The organism is Dysgonomonas sp. HDW5B (genome assembly GCF_011299335.1).
GTDB lineage: Bacteria > Bacteroidota > Bacteroidia > Bacteroidales > Dysgonomonadaceae > Dysgonomonas_A.
The window spans coordinates 1,815,560-1,833,394 of sequence record NZ_CP049858.1 but is presented as its reverse complement, the minus strand read 5'-3'; the positions used below and the strand labels follow the sequence as shown (position 1 = coordinate 1,833,394).

Sequence of the window (17,835 nt, the reverse complement as noted above, 5' to 3'; positions counted from 1 at the left end):
TGTTAATTTCTATTCTTTCTCTGCAACTGGTAAACGACATGCCCTTCAATATCTTGTCTGTCGATTATATCGAAGTACTTAACGATTTCAATCGAATCTTCTGCCACTTTCATAAAAGAATCATCGTTATCGATATTCTTTACTACCAAAATTTTGGTATAAGTAGTATCAATATCGCCAAAATCAAAGATAGGAATAGATTTAAAATTTTCTAAATATTTTTTATAGTACTTACCTGTTAATCGTATTCGAATATAATGTTTTGAATCGGGAAAGAATAAAGGTATGGCTGCTATCGAAAAACTTCGGGTATCGGAATACACAAAAGCGGTTTTATCATCAAGTCTTTCCTCTGCAAAATCTACTATTTTTGCTTGTACCCGTTCATTATACTGATTCGTTCTGTATTGCAATGAATAGTGATCGAAAGAAAAATAAGCAAGGATAAGGAACATCAGAAATAGAACGACCTTATTCTGTGTTTTCTTCCAATCGAATGAGGCCAGAAAAATGGCAAAGCCCAGATAAAGTAAACCTAGAATTGGTGTCATATATCGGGTAACAAATACAGGCTTCGATAAAAGAGAATATGTAATTGCAGTAGCTAATGTAAGTACGAAAGCTAAAAACAAGAGGCTAGCGTAAACCCGTTTAACGGACAATTGCTTATCGGTAAAGTTTGCCTTTCTTCCGGAAATAACGACATAAACAAATAAAACAATAAAAACGATAAGCATATAAAATGCAGAGGCAAAATGCGAAAGAGGTAATTCTGTTGCCGTAAGGTCTAATTCCTGTGCAAATGGATAATAGAAATAGATTACGAAATCCTTCAATCGGGGAGCATTAATCCAATACTCGTCCTGAACCTGTGAAACCTGACCGGGTAAATTAATCAGCCAAGGTAAATAGCCGATTATAAATAGAACCGAATAACCGATAAATGGGAGTATTTTATCTCTCTTCTTCAAGATAACAACAAGGAAAAACAACAAATAAATATAGAACACACCCAACAACGCATAGTAATGGGTATATGCTGCTGCAAGAGAAAACAGTGTAAATTTGATTAAATCGGAACGACGAAAGGTTGTATAACTTTGATAAGCATATAAAGCACTCAGAAGAACAAAAAACATTCCGAATGAATACATCCTAATCTCGGAAGCCAAATATTGATTAACGGGCATTAAAATTACCACCACCAATAAGCTTAAGGCAGTCTTATTTCCAAACTTCTGCCGTATATGGGTACAAGTAAGCAGCATAATACCAATCATGGGTAAAGCCGAAAAAATACGCAGAGCTACTACCGAATCACCACAAATGTAGGTATACAGTTTTAGCAGAATATAATAAAGGGGTGGATGTACATCATTGGCAGTTACATACCATAAATATCCGAAGGATTGCCGTACAAGATTTATTGTATAAGCTTCGTCATACCAAAAAGCCCGATAAAAATCAAGGGATAAAAAGAAAAAAGATCCTATAAGGAATAACCCATACAGGATAATTGTATAACGCTTATTGTCGTCATTTGTCATATCAATCGGAATAAGTTGCTAAGAAGTTTAACAAGATCTAGAACTTTTAGTTCTTGCCAGGAGGTCAAAAAAGAAACCCTTGCTCGGTCTCCTTATGTCTTCCCAGATGTTTATAGGCCAATTCTGTAGCCTCTCTGCCTCGTGGAGTACGTTTCATGAAACCTTCTTTGATAAGAAAAGGTTCATATACTTCCTCTATTGTTCCTCCGTCTTCACCCAAAGCTGTGGCAATAGTAGAGATACCAACCGGACCTCCTTTAAACTTATCTATGATAATTAACAGTATTTTATTATCAACTTCGTCGAGACCATACTTATCAATATTAAGAGCTTCCAATGAATAATTGGCTATTTCCTTATCAATACTTCCCGATCCTTTTACTTGAGCAAAGTCTCTCACCCGTCTCAAAAGTGCATTCGAAATACGAGGTGTTCCTCTACTGCGTAATGCTATTTCTTTGGCGGCATCATCATCACAAGGCACATCCAATATATTTGCCGAACGTTTAATAATTCCCGTTAAAGTGTCATTATCGTAGTATTCCAAGTGCATATTTATCCCGAATCGGGCACGCAGAGGACTTGTCAATAAACCGCTTCGTGTAGTAGCACCAATCAGCGTAAATGGGTTCAATTCGATCTGAACCGAACGTGCACTTGGTCCTTTATCAATCATTATATCAATGCGATAATCTTCCATAGCACTATATAGATATTCTTCTACGATAGGCGAAAGGCGATGTATTTCATCGATAAAAAGGACATCATTTGGTTCTAAAGAGGTGAGCAAGCCGGCTAAATCGCCCGGTTTATCGAGAACAGGACCCGAGGTTATTTTAAAACCCACTCCCAATTCGTTAGCAATAATATTGGATAATGTAGTCTTACCCAATCCCGGAGGACCGTGCAGTAAGGTATGGTCTAAAGATTCTCCACGCATACGAGCTGCCGCAACGAATACCTTCAAATTATCCACTACTTTATCCTGACCACTAAAGCTATTAAAACTAAGAGGTCTCAAAGCATTTTCAAATTCACGCTCTGTTCCGTCTAATTTCTCGTCATGTATATCGAATGCATCCATTTATTTAATTCATCTTAAAACTTTACAAGGTCTGTTATGACCTTAACTCAATCGGTTCACCGACTGAACTCCTTCTATCTTTAAAATCTGAGAACAGAGTTTCTGTACATCTGTTACGCTATGCACAAAAAGACTGACCTTTCCCTCAAAGATACCATCATTCGATTCAATATTCAAACTTTTGATGTTTACCGAATCTGTAATTATAACTTTGGTTATATCATTCAGCATTCCTACACGGTCGATCCCCCGAATGATTATTGTCGATAAAAACGAGTATTGTGCATATCTACCCCATTCAAGAGTCAGTATTTTATCACCAAAACTAGCTTTTAGCTTCAAGCCTACGGGGCAATTAACTCCATGTACCTGAACTTCATTATTATCTGTAATAAAACCAAAAACTTTATCTCCCGGAATAGGATTACAACACGATGCTATTCTAAAGTTCTTCTTAAAAGAATCTTCTTCCAGAATATATGTTTTCTTCTTATCTATTGTATCCAGATTATCCGTATCCAATTGCTCCAAATCAGCTTCAGCCTTTTTACCTACCCGGAAAGCCTGCTTCATATATCGCATAAATATATTGCTGGAATTATCCTTGTCTTTTTGATTAAAGAGCTTATCAAGATTGGCAGGTAGAACAATTGTTTTGTTTCCAAGTGCATAAAAGAAATCTTCTTTTTTGCTTATTTTATAAAAGTCGAGTAATTTATCGATAGTAGATGTCGAAAGTTCTGTTTCTCCAACAATTTCTTTAAATATAGTTTCTCCTTTTTTAGCAACCTCTTTCTTTTGCTTTTTGAGAGTAGATTCCAGTTTAGTACGGGCTTTGGCACTTGTAATAAAACCAAGCCATTCGGGTTGTGGAGTCTGAGATTTGGATGTCAAAATCTCAACCTGATCACCACTGTTCAGTTTGTGACTAAGCGGAACCAGTTTATGATTTACTTTTGCACCAATACAATGATCTCCTATATTTGTATGTAACTCATAAGCAAAGTCCAATGCTGTAGAGCCTTGAGCCATTGTTCTCAAATCTCCTTTGGGAGTAAAGACAAATATTTCCTGAGAAAACAGATTTAATTTGATAGTATCCAAAAAATCTATTGCATTGGGATTGGGATGTTCCAATATCTCAGTAATAGTTTTCAGCCATTTATCAAGCTCATTATCTTCTTCGATTTTACCTTCCTTATATTTCCAATGAGCTGCAAAGCCTTTTTCTGCAATATCGTCCATTCTACGGCTTCTTATCTGGATTTCGACCCATTCGCCATCGGGTCCCATTACGGTAAGGTGCAGAGCTTGGTAACCGTTTGATTTGGGACGACTCACCCAATCTCTGATACGATCAGGACGAAGCTTGTAAATGTCCGTAATCACCGAATATATATCCCAACATCTTTTCTTTTCGTCGACTCCCGGTTCGGAGTCGAAAATAATACGAACAGCGAAAATATCGTAGATTTCTTCAAAAGGAACTCCTTTTGATTTCATCTTATTCCAAATAGAATATACTGATTTATCTCTTGCTCTTATTTCATACTTGAAACCCAGTTGATCTAATTTCTGAATAACCGGATCTGCAAAATGTTCGAAAATATTTTTCCGTATACTGAATGATGACTCTAACTTCGAGACGATTTCATTGTATTCATCGGTATTTTCGTATTTAAAACTGAGTTCTTCCAACTCGGTTTTTATAGCAAAAAGCCCCAATCGGTGAGCGAGTGGAGCATATATGTACATTGTTTCGCCTGCTATTTTATGGCGTTTGGCAGGAGCCATAGAACCCAATGTTCGCATATTATGGAGACGATCGGCAATCTTTACAAGTATCACTCTGATATCGTCTGCCATTGTAAGCAACAGCTTTCTAAAGTTTTCGGCTTGGGATGATACCTGATCTCCAAACATACCACTCGATATTTTAGTCAGACCATCCACAATTTCGGCTACTTTATCACCAAAAATCTTTTTAATATCTTCTACCGTATAATCGGTGTCTTCTACTACATCATGAAGCAGTGCTGCACAAATAGATGTAGATCCCAGTCCGATTTCGCTACAAACTATACGCGCCACAGCCAACGGATGCATTATATATGGCTCACCCGATCGACGTCTTGCTCCTTTATGAGCTTCTTTTGCCAAATGAAAAGCTTTCGTTATTATCTCGACTTTTCGTCTATGATTACTTTTAAGATAGTCATCAATAAGAGCGTTAAACTCATTTTCGACCATCAAATCATCGTCCTGCTTTTTAGTATCTTTATCCATAAATTATAGAAAAAGAGTAAAATTAAAAATGAATGCCATAATTTTCAATTAAGGTCTCAGACCTTTTTATTATTTAATCAAGCGTATTACCGATCATTATAATCAATCGAACCAATACTGCATTAAACGTACTGTTAGTTATCTGGGTATCTTTAGTTTCTGACCAATACTCAATTTATCCGAACGAAGATTATTTGCCTTTTTTATGTCTCCCGGTGTTAATTTCCCACCATACAATACGGCAATATGCCCTAAAGTATCTCCTTTTTTAACAACATGAGTCGCAGGTTGTTTTGCCTGTTCTTTCTTGGGTTTAGGTTTAGGCTTTGGCTCTACTTTCTTTTCAACCTTGGTAACTTCTTCTTTTTTTACAGTTACAGTTTTAGTTGAAGATGTACTCATGGGTGTTGTTGATGCCAATGCCTTAGTAGCAGCATTGTTTTGAACCGATGTTTTTACATCAGCAACAACTTCTTCGATAGACTCTTCGGAAATAGATGGTACTTCTTCTGCAACTAGTTTTTCTTTTTCAGCAGGAAGATGTATAACCAATCGTTGCCCTACTTTGGGTACCGATGATTTTAATTTATTCCAAGAAGAAATATCCTTCCTATCCACATTATACTTAGAAGCAATCTGAGTTAAAGTTTCTCCGATACGTACCTTGTGATAAATAGTCTGAACTCTTTGTATATCGCGACTTCTGCTTTCAGCTATTTGGGGTTCGTGAATCTCTGATGTATCAACAGTCGAAGCTTCTTTTACTTTTTCAACAATTGGCTCGGGATCGGGTTCTGCTCCTGCTGCATATTCCTGCAATTTTGAAAAATAGTCAGACAGTGAGTTTGAAGAAGATGAACTTTCGGTCGATGCTACCGAACTTGTATTTTGAGCTAAATTTTGAGTTACCGGTTCGTTCGTTACTTGAGGTGTCTCATTTTCAACAGGTTTTCCTGCTGAAACAGCCAATATCTGACCGGCTCTTAATCGGTTTGACTTAAGCCCGTTCCATCTTTTTATCTGAGCTGATGAAACTCCATGTTTATTGGCGATAGAAGCCAAATTATCACCTCTGCGTACTTTATATCTTGTTGCATTAGTTCCAACAGATGCAGTATATCCACTAGGAGTAACGACTTTTCGATGAGCTAAAAATTCAGTTGCCTTATAAGAAAATATTGAGTCGCGTTGAAGTTCAAATTCAACCGCATTCATCGAAGGAAGGTTCAGTACATATGATTTAAATTCACCCGGAACAATGTCTTTCTTATACTGTGGATTGAGTGTTCTTAATTCGTCAAGAGGAACATTTAATACCTCTGCAACCTGCTGTAGATGGAGTTGTTTATCAACAAGAATAGTATCTGTAGAGTGTGTGTATTTATATTCGAATGGACAAATATTGTGTTCCGAGTAATAGTTCATTACATATGCTGCCGCAATAAATGCAGGCACATATCCTCGGGTTTCTTTCGGAAGATAGGGATAAATCGCCCAATAATCTCTTTGACCTCCGCTCCGTTTAATGGCTTTATTTACATTACCGGGACCGCAATTATATGCTGCAATTACTAAATTCCAATCTCCATAAATATTATGTAAATCCCGCAAATATCGGGCTGCTGCTTCCGTCGATTTTATAGGATCGCGTCGCTCATCAACCAACGTATTTACTTCAAGATCATACATTTTACCTGTACCAATCATAAATTGCCAAAGTCCGGTTGCTCCCATTCTCGAAGCAATTGTAGGATTGAGGGCTGATTCGATAATAGGCAGGTATTTTAATTCGAGTGGTAAACCGTATTTATCTAGTGCTTGTTCAAAAATCGGAAAGTAATAATCTGATTTTCCTAAAAAGTATTCAACACTTCCTCTCATTCGTCCTGTATACATATCGATATATGATCTTACTACAGGATTATATACCAACTCCATTTCGGTAGGTAAACAGTAGAGTCTGTTGATATATACGGAATCAGGATAAGCAACGTCCGTATCAAAGTTTGACTTACAAGAAAGAGAAGGACTCAGATTTTTTTTCCAATCGACTAAAAGTTGATCAAAATTTCTCTCGATATCTTCCGGGATAGTCAGTTCTCTATCTGTTATAGTATCTTTTATAGATAGTCCACTTTTGTGAACCTGCCCATACAGAGTAATACTACCCCCTAAAATAAAACCGGCAATAAAGAGTTTTTTTAGCATAAATCATTATTTTTCGGGACATTAAGATTCAAAACCTGTTTCGTTATTATAGCAATATACACATTACATTAAACACTTGCTGTTAAGCAGTTAAGAACAATGACCTAGAATTTAAAACTACATTGAACCCCAAAAGATTTTTGGGCAAAAGGATCAGTTTGCACTTGAGGCTCTACCCTCAAAGACAAATCTGGCGAAATATCAAAATCGAATAATTGAGCATCAACATATGCATCAATCATACACAATCCGTACAGAGCAACAGCTCCAATAATACTTAAATCACGGTATCGACGATAGGAATCTCTATTTCTCTTAAATGAATTTTGATATGTAGTGATCTCAGAGTCTGTTATTTGAGAAGGATCTGTTATCCGTCTAACAAATGGACCCCAAATACGAAAATTTGCTTCACTTCTTGGATCATCACTCTTTATGGCTTTATAGGCTGCAGTATAATCGTTATACATTCGACCATTCCAAGATATAGCGTACGCAAGTCCCAAAAAACCTCCATATACAATGGGTAGTTTCCAGTATTTTCGATTATAGATCTGACCTAAGCCTGGAAAAATAGCCGAATACAAAACGGCTTTATTAGGATCGGGCTTAAAGGGTATCGAGTTCTTGATAACTTTGTCGGCAGACTTATCTACCATCAGTTTATCATCAACCCAAGCTATAGTATCACTTTTAGTTATATTCTGAGAACGTGGCGAAATTTTAGGAGTCTGTACGCTATCATTAATTTGCCCCAGCACCGGAAATGCCAAAGAATACACAGCTACAATACTTACAAAAAATCTCTTTACCATATATTTTTTAAGAACCCAAGCTTTTCTACAGTTATCAGCAAACAGTTATCAATGAATTTGTTTACTTATCAACCGTAATATAAATCAGAAAATATTTAGTGCTATATTCTAAAATTACAACTATCTATTGCCTTATGCTTGTTACTACTGCAATAAATAATTTTGTAAAAACTTGGTTAGTTTATTTTTTTATTTGGTCAAATTTAGTAATAATTCTTTCCAATTCTTCATCTGAGCTAAAAGCAATTGTTATTTTTCCTTTACCCTTGTCATTGCACGATAATTGTACTTTCGCTTCGAAAAACTTCGACAAGTGTTTTTTCAAAATATCAAATTCTTCAGGAGTGGCTTTGTTTATATTACCCTTCTTAGCTAAATTGACTACTTCTTTCTCCTGAATAATCTCTTCCAGAGTATCTCCTTTATTGATTGCCCGAACATATTCTTCGACTTTTCGAACCGAAAGGTCTTCATTTAATATAAGCTTATACACCTCAAGCTGCACTTCGGGGTTCTCGATAGTTACCAAAGTGCGTGCATGAGCCATATCTATTCTTTTATCTCTGATAGCTACTTGAATTTCGGCAGGAAGCTTCAATAATCGCAGATAATTTGCAATAGTAGTTCTCTTCTTTCCTATTCTCTCACTCAGCTGTTCCTGAGTCAGATTGTATGTTTCAATCAGATTCTGATAAGCCAGAGCAACCTCTATGGAGTTTAGGTCTTCTCTTTGTATATTTTCGATCAACGCCATTTCCATGACGTTTTCATCATCTGCAGTTTTTATATAGGCAGGTATCGATTTTAACTGAGCGATCATCGATGCTCTGTATCTGCGCTCTCCTGCTATGATCTGATAATTTTCATCATCGATCTTACGCAGAGTAATCGGCTGAATAACGCCCAACTGTTTGATAGAGACAGCCAGTTCACGCAAGGCTTCTTCATCAAAAACATGACGGGGTTGATCAGGATTTGGCTGAATCTGTGACAATGGAACTTCATTTATAGACGAAGATCCTTCAGTCCTCACATCATCCATTGTAATGAGAGCATCTAACCCTCTTCCTAAAGCAGGTCTTTTTGCCATAAATAATTATTCTTTTTTACGGTTAAGGTCGCAGACCTATTTATTACTTCGACGAGTATATATACAACTGACAGTTAAATCAATCATTGTATACAATACTTTCTTTTACTTAAGTAGCAAAGTTAAGAATTTTTTTCGATAAGCTCTTTTGCCAGCTGCATGTGGTTTACTGTACCACGTGAGGCTGCATCATAAGCCAATACCGGTTGGGCAAAACTTTGAGATTCGCTCAACTTCACATTTCGTTGAATTACGGTTGTAAACACGAGCTCCTGGAAATGTTTCTTTACCTCTTCGTATATCTGATTTGCCAAACGAAGACGTGCATCATACATCGTAAGCAGGAATCCTTCTATCTCTAGTGAAGGATTAAGCTTCGATTTGATAATCTTGATTGTATTCAACAGTTTACTGATACCTTCCAATGCAAAATACTCACATTGAACAGGTATAATTACCGAATCGGCAGCAGTAAGAGAGTTTACGGTAATCAAACCCAAAGATGGAGAACAGTCAATCAGAATGTAATCATAATCAGCCTTCTTAGCTTGAAGCACTGCAGCCAAACGTTTTTCACGGTTTTCGATATTCAGCATTTCGAGCTCTGCTCCAACCAGATTAATATGCGATGGAATGATATCCAAACGTTCATATGCCGTTGGCACAATTGCCTGATCGGCAGTAGCCTCACCTATAAGACATTCGTAAATTGTAGTTTTTATATGTTTAATATCGAGTCCTAAGCCGGAAGAAGCATTCGCCTGCGGATCTGCATCCACAACCAATACTTTCTTTTCCAAGGCAGCCAATGAAGCTGCAAGGTTTATTGTGGTAGTAGTTTTTCCAACCCCTCCCTTTTGATTTGCCAGAGCAATTATTTTACCCATGATTCGTTAGTTATTTCTTTATTTCGGCTACAAAGAAACAAATAAATTATAGCAGTATTAAGATTGAGCTGTTAAACACTAAGCGAATTGTTGATAACTCGCTCTTTTTGTTAATAACATCTATAAATTATTAAACAAAAAGCATTTACACACCTAAAAACAGTTTTATATTCGTTTAACACCATTTTGGGTATAAACATTTTAATAGAAAGTAAAAGTTTTTTTCATATAAAGCGATCCTACCTTTTGTTGCTATTACCAATAAAAGGTTTGTGGAAAATTTAGATAGACTTCAGGTAACAGCAAGTGTTTAATGTCGTATTTTAAAGTTATGATTACCCGTGGAGCAATTAATAAATAATGAATAAGTAAAAAAGAAGTTGTTTATTATCAACTGAATGACTATATTCAACTGTCTACCAAATGATTAAAATTTCATCTGCTTATTGTGCTGAATGAAGTCCTAGCTTATTTCCTTCTGTATCCATGAACAGTGCAAAAAATCCCATTTCAGGACTGATTTGGGTTTTCTGTACAATGATTTGCCCTCCATTTTCGCTTACCTTTTCGAGCATTGGTTGTAGGTCATTTCCTGCATTCAGATAAAGAACTGCTCCATCACTTGTCGGTTTGTAATCATCGCCTTTGACTAAAACTACATTTACGGTTTCTCCGTCACTAGGCAAAACACCCATTTGTGTTCCGTCCATGTCAACTTCTTCGATTGTAATGCCTAAGAGCGTTTGATAAAAATGAACTGCTCTTGAAAAGTCTGTTGTTGGAATTTCTACTATTGAAATTAAATTACGCATAATTTTTTATCTTTTATTATTTTAGTTAATTATATTGATTAGAAATTGCAAAGATAAAATAACGTAAATCTTCGAAATTGTAAAAATGCGACAGCTTTAATCTTTTTGGTAGAAAAGGGATGACAGCACATTTTGTCTGTCTTCTAAAAACTCTTTAGGATTGGTTCCAGTAAATTCTTTAAAGTCTTTGATAAAGTGGGCCTGGTCGTAATATTCGTTTTCGTAAGCGATTTGAGTGAGTGTTTCGGTTTTGTGGTTGAGTAACATTTTCAGGGCAGTTTGCAATCGGATTACTTTTCCTAATTGTTTGGGGCTGATTCCGATTTGCTTCATAAAATTTCTTTCCAATTGTCTGCGTTTGGATAAATTTTCTTTTAGGATTGTACTGATCGATGAATTTCCATTGGTTAAGAAAAGTGTATCAATAGTTGATTTTACAATATTGTCGATTGTGGTTTTCTTGTTGATTTTGTTCAATAAAAAAGTTTCGACAATCTTAATTCTTTGTTGCGTGTCGCTTGCGTGAATGATGTTTTGTTCCAACTCGTTTGCTTTTGTTACTTCAAAAAGCTCAGTGATCGGGGTTTCCTTATTTGCAAGATTTTTGATAGGCGTTTTTACAAAATTTGCAAAACCATAAGGATAGAAACGAACAGCAAAAGTATTTACATAGCCTGTTGGTTGAATGTAAAAAGGGTCGATGATCTGACCAAGAACCATTGCACGAGGTTGAAGGATAAATTCACATTCGGAAGTAAAACGTCTAATATCATCTCCGAGAATAAAAGCCATTTCCAAACAGCCGTCGGGTACAATTCGTTGTTTGTCTGCGTTTTTTTCGGCAGGAACTTCCAACGTCCAGTAACATTTAACTAATGATTTAAGGACATTGCTTGGTTCAAATGTTTTGTACTGCATTTTTGCTAAAGGTTTTGGTTGAAACTATTCACATCGGGAAGCGGTTATTTCTTCTTTGTTTCTGATCATAGCAAATGCCAGATGAATTTTTAGTTTTAATCAAAATTACAATATGAATTAAGCCGTGGTGCATTAATAAATAATGAATAAGTAAAAAAGAAGTTGTTCATTATCAAATGAATGATTATATTTAATTGTCGACCAAACGATTAAATATATCAACAAATATACTCGAAATTACGAAAAATATTGGAAACATTACAATCAGTAGAAACAAGAATGAATTTTCTGAATCAAAAACGTAAACCAAGCGTATCCGATATTGAGCTAATCATCATTGACTTGACATCTGAGTTCATGGGCATTGATTCGGAGCGAGATTTGTTTAGAAAGCCTCCGCTTACTTTAATCTCAAAGATAGAGCGTAGTGCTTATAATCGCAGAAAAACAGGTTTGTTTTATTATCGAGGACAACTTGGAAAACAAATAGCATCACAGATTATCTCTTCTAATTATTATATTGTGGACAGCATGCCTTTTGAGGTTTGTAAATTAAGTAGAAGCTCTCGCTGTACTATATTTGTAAACAAGACTATGAAAATCCTTTGATAGATTCAAAAATAGAATATTATCTAAGATTATGGCTTTGACAGCTATACTACTGATAAATAAATTAAATGATCGAAATATAAACAACTTAAAAATCCGAATCGCTTAAATGCACCACGGGCTATAACTATCAATCGTTGTTATACTTGAATGAACAATAAATAAGCGTGAGACCTTAACTATAACCAAAATAAATTATCTTTAAACCTTTTAGATAACTAAATGAAAGAAAATGAGTATAAGTCAAACCTATATAGAAACACCTTTGGGTGAAATGATTGCATGTGCGACAAATAAGGGTATCTGCCTTTTAGAGTTTAATGACAGAAAAAAATTGGATGGGCAGTTTCAAAAACTGGCAAAAGATTTAAATTCAGATATTATAGAACAGGAGTGCAAACATTTTGATCTTCTTAAAAAAGAATTAAAAGCTTATTTCAAAAGTGAACTGAAAGCATTTACCGTACCTCTCGATCTTGTGGGAACAGAATTTCAGAAAAAGGTATGGCAAGCATTACTGACTATTCCTTATGGAAAAACGGTGAGTTATATGCAACAATCGGAATCTATGGGAAATCCTCTAAGTATAAGAGCTGTTGCCAACGCAAACGGCATGAATAAAGTTGCTATAATAGTTCCTTGCCATCGGGTTATCGGCACCAATGGAAAATTGACGGGATATGCCGGTGGATTGGAGCGAAAACAATTCTTATTAAATTTAGAAAAAGGCATCACAGAGAAAAACCTTTTCTCGTGACACCTTTACCATAATCTGTTTAATATTTATCTTGCCTTAAAACGACAATGTTTTTAACCATGAACTAAGCAAAGAAAGCATTTCTTTGTGATATTCGAAATTATCTCTCATTCCCCAACCGTGACCTCCAGAAGGGAAAATATACATTGTTGCAGGGATTTTATTGTCTTTTAAAGCACTATAATAAGTTATTGAATTCTTCGGTGGAACCGCTGTATCATCGTCGCTTAATAACAATATTGCAGGAGGAGTAAACTCATTTACTTGCCTTTCATTCGAATAATACATAATTTCTGATGCCGAAGGTGTTTCGCCAAGCAGATTATTACGTGAACCTTCGTGAGTAAAATCACCCATTGTAATCACGGGATAAAATAAGATCGAAAAATCAGGTCTCAATTCCTTTGAGGAAAAATGGGTGGATGCTGTGGCAGCGAGATGCCCTCCTGCCGAAAAGCCGGCAACTCCGATTTTATCGTTAGAAATCTTCCATTCCGAAGCTTTAGACCGAACATAGGTTATGGCTTGGTTGAAATCTTCTAATGGAACTTGTTTCACTTTGTTAGGCATACGGTATTTCAAAACTATACCTGCAATTCCTTGCGATTGCAACCACTTTGCAAAATCATGTCCTTCGTGATCTATAGCTAGTCGGGCATATCCGCCACCCGGACAAATAATAACTGCTATTCCTTTATTTACGGCAGAATCGGGTAAATAAACAGTCAATTCAGGAGTAGTCACATTAGAGATTCGTCCGTCTTCATTTAATTCGGTTTCTGATAATCCGTTACTGGTTGGAGGAGTATTCTCCCAAAGCTTTACTACTTTTTGTGCATCCATACTAATGACTGATAAGAAAAATAAAAATACAAGAAAAAGGTTTTTCATAAGAGTATTGTATTTTAGGTCAGCGACCTACTTATTATTAAAATCAAGGTCTGCGACCCTTCGTTATATTTAAGTAAAGAATAAAATTTATTGGTATATTTTATAGTTGTAACAATCTATATTTGTTATACTTGCCAAAGCAATAAAAAGGTCTGTGACCTTAAAACCATAGAGAATATTCCGCCTTACTTAAAATTACTGATTAAAGACGGTTGTATCCAACCACATTTTGAGTAAAGATAAGGATTGATCGTAATATTTAAACGATTCGATCATTCCCCAGCCATGTTCTCCTTCAGGAAATACATAAAGAGTAGCAGGAATTCCGTTTCTCTTCAATGCATTATAATACATAGTACTGTGAACTGATGGGACAGAATGATCGTTATCACTTACAAAAATAATAGTCGGAGGCGTGTTGGCCGTCACCTGCCTATCGGCTGAAAAAGAATAAATTTCGGTTGAAGAAGGATCTTTTCCAAGCAAATTGGTACGGGTTCCTCCCTTGGTTACTTCTTCAAATGATATTACAGGATAAAAAAGAATCGTAAAGTTGGGATGTGTATATAATCCTTCTTTTGAATAACGATTCGATAAAATGGCAGCTAAATGTCCTCCTGCCGAAAAACCTGAAATACCGACTTTATCAGGATTTATATTCCATCGTTCTGCATTGGCACGAATAATTCGCATAGATTCTTCTGCATCATCAAAAGGAACTTCCTTATGTTGATTCGGTAATCTGTACTTCAAAACAATACCGGCGATACCTTCAGACGCCAACCATTTTGCAAAGGCGTGCCCTTCGTATTTCAGACTAACACCTGCATAACCTCCCCCGGGACAAATGAGTACAGCAGGCGTTTTTTGATCACCTTTTTCAGAGGGTAAATATATAAACAGTTCAGCTTCATCGTCTAGATTATATCTTGTAGGCGGGTCGGCACTGCCCCAAACTTTTATTACATCTTGCGAATAAAAATATTCACCTGATATTATTAGTAGAAAAATTAAAGAAATAATCTTTTTCATTGATCTTTTTTACAATAAAACACTACATTCCAAAACTAGCAGAAGCTCGTTGCTTTATATAAATATAAAGAAGGTTTAGCTTCAAATCTAGTTTTATAAAGTTACTTGTTAGATAAAGTTTCAAATTTCCTTTTAAGTCATCGTATACAAGTCGATCAAATTTTGGAGAACGATTATTGAGCTTATTATTATTTTTATATATGTTTTTTACAACCCTGGCTCTACGGGCAAATGTTTCTCCTCTTAACTTCAAATATCCTCTTAATTCAAAAAAATCAAGCCTTTGAGTTAATGCCTCTAAATAATATAGATTGCGTTCAATCAGCATGTCTAAGCGAACATTCATTATACTCCCCTGACGCTTTACGTAGAAATAAAGAATTTCAGAAGTTATTGCTATCTTATTTGCTCTATCGTAAACATAATGTATTATGGCCTCATCTTCATTTAATTTCCCGACAGGAAATCGGAGATCCTCCCAAATGGATCGCGAATATAATTTATTCCAAACAACGATCTTACCTACAGCGAATTCCTTAGAATACAACTTGTGTAAATACTCACAACCGGAGTATTGCTGTATGTTTAAAGGGATATTTTGTGAAAATGTAGAATCTACATCAGATTCTTTAACCTCCAAAAAGTTACACATGGATATATCTGAAGAAGTATTCTTCAATAAAGAATATAAATCGGAGATAAAATCAGGGCTGACATAATCATCGCTGTCTATAAAGCTTATAAAACTTCCCCTAGCATTATCCAAACCTAAATTACGAGCACTTGCTAATCCAAAGTTCACCTGACTAAAAATAGTAATCCGATTATCACATTTTTTATATTCCTCACAAATAGAAAGGGAATTATCAGTACTCCCATCATTTATCAGAAGCACTTCGATATTTTGATACGACTGATTAATAATGCTATCAAGACATTTGGGAAGATATTTCTCAACATTATAAACGGGAACTATTATACTTATTAATTCTTGATTGTTCATTCATGTTACAATATAATATTTCCCAAAAGAGATAAAGCCTTATTCTCGCATTCGGTCATATATTCTCTTTCTCCCGGCCCCTTGTCGTTTATTCCGCAAAGATGAAGTATTCCATGAATAATGATTCGATGAAGCTCTTCCAAGTAATCGGTATTAAACTCTTTAGCATTACTTTCGACAGTGTCCAAACTGATAAATATATCTCCGGATATTACATTTTCATCGGTATAATCGAATGTTATAATATCAGTATAATAATCGTGTTGCAGATATGCTTTATTTATTTCCAGAATTTTTTCATCTGAACAAAAGATATAAGAAACATCTCCTACTTTTTTGTCATAAGATGCTGCTACATCTTTGATCCACTTCGTTACTTCCCTCTTCTTTATCAAGGGGGCTTTCACTCCTTCGTTTTGATATATTATTGCCATATTTCGAATAAGGTCAGAGACCTATTTTATGATAAGTAAATTATACTACACCTGTACAGATTATGAGAAAAAGATATACGCCACCCAAATCGCTGTTATAACCCCGACTAAATCGGCTAAAAGAGCATAAGGAACAGTATATCTGCTATTTTTTATATTGACACTACCGTAATAAACGGCTACTACAAAGAAAGTAGTGTCGGTAGACCCTTGAAAAATACATGCCAAACGACCTGCAAATGAATCTGCGCCAAAAACAGCCATAGTATCGGCCATCATCCCTCTGGCACCACTTCCACTGAGGGGTTTCATGAGTGCAGTAGGCATTGCATCTACCCATTTGGCATCAAAGCCAGAGAAAGCGACAAAGGATTTCAATCCATCAACTAAAAAGTCCATTGCTCCTGAAGCTCTGAACATACCTACAGCTACTAATATAGCGATTAAATAGGGAATAATCCGTACAGCTGTCGAAAAACCATCTTTGGCTCCTTCGATAAAAGAATCGTATACATTTATTTTCTTTCGAACTCCGCTTAGAATGAAAAATATAATGATACTAAAAAGTATTATACTGGCAACCAAACTTGATATTTGCTGGGCTTTTTCGGGTCCCATACTACTAAAAGCCCAAATAACTGCACCTATAAGCAATGCAACGCCTCCAAATGTACCGAGAATAACTTTATCGAAAATATTAATCTTTTGTTTGACACAAACCGCCAATACACCGATCATTGTTGAGATAAAAGTTGCAATCATAATGGGTACAAAAACATCTGCCGGATTAGCGGCTCCCATTTGTGCACGAATAGTCATGACTGATACAGGAATCAGCGTTAATCCCGATGCATTCATAACCAAAAACATAATCATAGGATTAGATGCTTTGCTCTTATCGGGGTTAATTTCCTGCAATTCTTTCATCGCTTGCAAACCTGCAGGAGTGGCGGCATTATCGAGCCCCAGAATATTAGCCGAAATATTCAATAAGATCGAACCGCCTGCGGGATGATTCTTCGGTATATCGGGGAAAAGCCGACTAAACAGAGGATTAATAGCTCTTGAAAAAAGTTGTATTACCCCACCCTGTTCACCGATCTTCATCAGTCCCATCCATAGGGTAAGAACTCCGGTTAAACCGATGGATATTTCGAATCCCGACCGGGCCGAGGCAAAAGTCGAATTTACTGTTGCATTGAATGTTTCGAAATCACCAAAGAAGATAAGGCGACTTAATGCAACAACAAAAGCAACCAGAAAGAAGGCTATCCAAATATAATTAAGTACCATATAGAGTTCAGGAAAAATATTGTCAAAGTTAAGACTATTTGCCAAAACCCATCATTTTTCAAAACCAAAAACAATTTTAAAATAGCAGAATGGCTTGTTAGCTTGATCGGTATAACAGCTATAGTCATTCATTACAGCTATAAAATATATCATTACATACTTTTATGTA

General features: G+C 35.9%; 16 protein-coding genes. 2 read left to right on the top strand and 14 right to left on the bottom strand.

What is annotated here, in order from left to right:
• Positions 1-2 precede the first annotated feature (2 nt).
• From G7051_RS07505 to G7051_RS07465, 9 genes are all read right to left on the bottom strand, one after another.
• Entirely contained in the window at positions 3-1,547 is a 1,545-nt protein-coding gene (locus G7051_RS07505; protein ID WP_166199273.1) for a glycosyltransferase family 39 protein, read from the bottom strand.
• Positions 1,548-1,611: 64 nt separating this feature from the next.
• Positions 1,612-2,631: a Holliday junction branch migration DNA helicase RuvB gene (ruvB, locus tag G7051_RS07500; RefSeq protein ID WP_166113280.1), complete on the bottom strand. Its 1,020-nt coding sequence runs from the start codon at positions 2,629-2,631 to the stop codon at positions 1,612-1,614.
• Positions 2,632-2,673: 42 nt separating this feature from the next.
• On the bottom strand, positions 2,674-4,917 hold the full coding sequence (locus G7051_RS07495) for a bifunctional (p)ppGpp synthetase/guanosine-3',5'-bis(diphosphate) 3'-pyrophosphohydrolase (RefSeq protein WP_166199272.1): 2,244 nt from the start codon (positions 4,915-4,917) through the stop codon (positions 2,674-2,676).
• Positions 4,918-5,055: 138 nt separating this feature from the next.
• Positions 5,056-7,125 (bottom strand): LysM peptidoglycan-binding domain-containing protein, encoded by a 2,070-nt coding sequence (locus G7051_RS07490; protein ID WP_166199271.1) that lies wholly within the window; start codon positions 7,123-7,125, stop codon positions 5,056-5,058.
• A 104-nt stretch (positions 7,126-7,229) separates the two neighbouring features.
• Positions 7,230-7,940: a DUF5683 domain-containing protein gene (locus G7051_RS07485; protein ID WP_166199270.1), complete on the bottom strand. Its 711-nt coding sequence runs from the start codon at positions 7,938-7,940 to the stop codon at positions 7,230-7,232.
• Positions 7,941-8,121: 181 nt separating this feature from the next.
• The gene (locus G7051_RS07480; protein WP_166113267.1) at positions 8,122-9,030 is read right to left on the bottom strand and encodes a ParB/RepB/Spo0J family partition protein; all 909 of its coding nucleotides are present in this window, start codon (positions 9,028-9,030) and stop codon (positions 8,122-8,124) included.
• Between the two features lie 122 nt (positions 9,031-9,152).
• Entirely contained in the window at positions 9,153-9,917 is a 765-nt protein-coding gene (locus G7051_RS07475) for a ParA family protein (protein WP_166113264.1), read from the bottom strand.
• Between the two features lie 443 nt (positions 9,918-10,360).
• Positions 10,361-10,729 (bottom strand): VOC family protein, encoded by a 369-nt coding sequence (locus tag G7051_RS07470; RefSeq protein WP_166113262.1) that lies wholly within the window; start codon positions 10,727-10,729, stop codon positions 10,361-10,363.
• A gap of 96 nt (positions 10,730-10,825) precedes the next feature.
• Complete coding sequence (locus tag G7051_RS07465; RefSeq protein WP_166199269.1) at positions 10,826-11,647, bottom strand: helix-turn-helix domain-containing protein; 822 nt, start codon at positions 11,645-11,647, stop codon at positions 10,826-10,828.
• 279 nt (positions 11,648-11,926) lie between these two features.
• Between G7051_RS07465 and G7051_RS07460 the strand changes: the two genes are divergently transcribed.
• A complete protein-coding gene (locus tag G7051_RS07460) occupies positions 11,927-12,256 on the top strand; it encodes a hypothetical protein (RefSeq protein WP_166199268.1) in 330 nt (109 codons plus the stop codon).
• A 232-nt stretch (positions 12,257-12,488) separates the two neighbouring features.
• Positions 12,489-13,013: a methylated-DNA--[protein]-cysteine S-methyltransferase gene (locus tag G7051_RS18370; RefSeq protein ID WP_166199267.1), complete on the top strand. Its 525-nt coding sequence runs from the start codon at positions 12,489-12,491 to the stop codon at positions 13,011-13,013.
• 36 nt (positions 13,014-13,049) lie between these two features.
• Here the strand turns inward: G7051_RS18370 and G7051_RS07450 are convergent, their stop codons facing one another.
• From G7051_RS07450 to G7051_RS07430, 5 genes are all read right to left on the bottom strand, one after another.
• Positions 13,050-13,904 (bottom strand): alpha/beta hydrolase, encoded by an 855-nt coding sequence (locus G7051_RS07450; protein WP_166199266.1) that lies wholly within the window; start codon positions 13,902-13,904, stop codon positions 13,050-13,052.
• Between the two features lie 195 nt (positions 13,905-14,099).
• On the bottom strand, positions 14,100-14,936 hold the full coding sequence (locus G7051_RS07445; RefSeq protein WP_166199265.1) for an alpha/beta hydrolase: 837 nt from the start codon (positions 14,934-14,936) through the stop codon (positions 14,100-14,102).
• Positions 14,937-14,958: 22 nt separating this feature from the next.
• A complete protein-coding gene (locus G7051_RS07440; RefSeq protein WP_166199264.1) occupies positions 14,959-15,939 on the bottom strand; it encodes a glycosyltransferase family 2 protein in 981 nt (326 codons plus the stop codon).
• 5 nt (positions 15,940-15,944) lie between these two features.
• Complete coding sequence (gene ybeY, locus G7051_RS07435; RefSeq protein ID WP_166199263.1) at positions 15,945-16,373, bottom strand: rRNA maturation RNase YbeY; 429 nt, start codon at positions 16,371-16,373, stop codon at positions 15,945-15,947.
• A 60-nt stretch (positions 16,374-16,433) separates the two neighbouring features.
• The gene (locus tag G7051_RS07430) at positions 16,434-17,666 is read right to left on the bottom strand and encodes a nucleoside recognition domain-containing protein (protein WP_166199262.1); all 1,233 of its coding nucleotides are present in this window, start codon (positions 17,664-17,666) and stop codon (positions 16,434-16,436) included.
• Positions 17,667-17,835: the final 169 nt, after the last annotated feature.